This window comes from Nonomuraea sp. NPDC049784 (assembly GCF_040659615.1).
Lineage (GTDB): Bacteria > Actinomycetota > Actinomycetes > Streptosporangiales > Streptosporangiaceae > Nonomuraea.
In genome coordinates, this window is the sequence record NZ_JBFAMX010001127.1 from 1 (window position 1) to 1,751 (window position 1,751).

Consider the following 1,751-nt stretch of genomic DNA (forward strand, 5'->3'; position numbering starts at 1 on the left):
GCGGCCGCGCTGCACCCGTCGGTCAAGGCGGCGCTCATCGACGTGCCGTTCCTGACCCACTTCCGGCGGGCCGTCGAGATCACGGGGAAGGACCCGTACCAGGAGCTGGTCCGCTTCCTCTCCACCCGCAGGGACAGCGCCGACCAGGTGTTCCGCACGCTGTCGTACTTCGACGGCCTCAACTTCGCCGCCCGCGGCCAGGTGCCCGCGCTCTACTCTGTGGCGCTGATGGACGACATCTGCCCGCCGTCCACGGTGTTCGCCGCGTACAACCACTGGCAGGGCCCGAAGGAGATCAGCGTCTGGCCCTGGAACGGCCACGAGGGCGGTGGCGGCTTCCAGTCGGAGGAGCAGCTGCGCTACCTGCACAAGCTCCTCAGCGAAGTCTGACGGGTACGCCCGCCGTGCCGCGCCCCGGCACGGCGGGCGCCCTGCTCAAGCGGGTTGTTCCTTGACCAGGAAGGACACGCTCCCCTGGTCATCGGCTCCGGCATCCAGGGACTTGTCCTCCAGCACGGTTGCGGCGACGGGGTCGAGGTAGACCCGCGCTCCCTCGGCCTCGACCACCTCGTCCGCCGGCTCGGGCGCGGTGGCCAGCGTCAGGGTGAGCGAGCTCGAGCCCTCCCCCTGAGACGAGATACGGATCCCGCTCTGAGAAGGCTCGGGCGCGGCCGCGGTCAGATCGCGGATCGCCTGGGCGGCGTTGGCTGTCAGGGTGAGCACTACGGCTCCTCCTCACGGTCGACGTTCAGGAATTGCCTGCCCTTCCCCCTCTCTCTGCACTCAACCCTTCTTGACTCGTTCGTTACCAAGTTTTCCTCGCGAGGCCCGTGGACAATGGAGGTCATGGACTTCGCGGAGCAGAGGCTGGCCATGGTGGAGCTGCTGCGGAAGCGGCAGGAAATCAGCGACCGTGTGGCCGCCGCGCTGCTCGCCGTGCCGCGCCACCTGTTCGTGCCGGACGTCGCCCCCGAGGACGCCTACCGCGACGAGCCCATCGTCACCAAGCGTGACGATGAGGGCCGGCCCATCAGCTCCTCCTCGCAGCCCGCCATCATGGCGGCAATGCTCGACCAGCTCGGCGTCGAGCCGGGGCAGCGGGTCCTGGAGATCGGCGCGGGCACCGGCTACAACGCGGCACTGCTGGCTCACCTTGTGGGGCCGGAAGGGCGCGTGGTCACCGTGGACATCGACGAGGACATCGTCGCGCAGGCCGGGCGGAACCTGGGCGCCGCCGGGCTGTCCCAGGTCGAGACGGTGTGCGCCGACGGTGCCCAGGGGCACGCCGCCCTGGCCCCGTACGATCGCGTGATCGCCACGGTCGGCGTGTGGGACCTCGCCCCGGCCTGGCGGGAGCAGCTGGGCGCGGGCGGGCGGCTGGTGGCGCCGCTCGACCTGCGCGGCGTGCAGGCGTCCGTGGCCTTCGAACGCTCCGGCGACCACTGGGCCGGCCTGTCGGTCGTGCCCTGCGGGTTCATGCGGATGCGCGGGCCGTTCGCCGGGCCCGAGGCGGTCGTGGTGCTGCGCCGCGACCCCGACCTGATGCTGGCGCTGCCGGAACAGCGTGAGGTCGGCGACGTGCTGGCCGCGCTGGACGCCGTCCCGGTCGACGTCGCCGTCGAGGGAGTGGAGCCGGCCCGCGCCCACAACGTCGCCCTGTGGCTGGCGCTGCACGAGCCTCGCCTGTGCGCCCTGAGCGGGAAGCTGGGCGGCGGGTACGGCATGAGCATCGGCCTCGTCGACGGCGACGG

3 protein-coding genes are annotated in these 1,751 nt (G+C 71.6%); 2 read left to right on the top strand and 1 reads right to left on the bottom strand.

Annotated elements, in window-relative coordinates:
* Positions 1–390, top strand: a 390-nt coding sequence (locus AB0J09_RS63980; protein ID WP_360714184.1) for an acetylxylan esterase, incomplete at its 5' end; no start/stop codon positions are given.
* Positions 391–435: 45 nt separating this feature from the next.
* Here the strand turns inward: AB0J09_RS63980 and AB0J09_RS63985 are convergent.
* The gene (locus AB0J09_RS63985) at positions 436–723 is read right to left on the bottom strand and encodes a Fe-S cluster assembly protein HesB (protein ID WP_360714186.1); all 288 of its coding nucleotides are present in this window, start codon (positions 721–723) and stop codon (positions 436–438) included.
* A gap of 123 nt (positions 724–846) precedes the next feature.
* Here AB0J09_RS63985 and AB0J09_RS63990 point away from each other — a divergent pair.
* Positions 847–1,751, top strand: a 905-nt coding sequence (locus AB0J09_RS63990) for a methyltransferase domain-containing protein (protein ID WP_360714188.1), incomplete at its 3' end; no start/stop codon positions are given.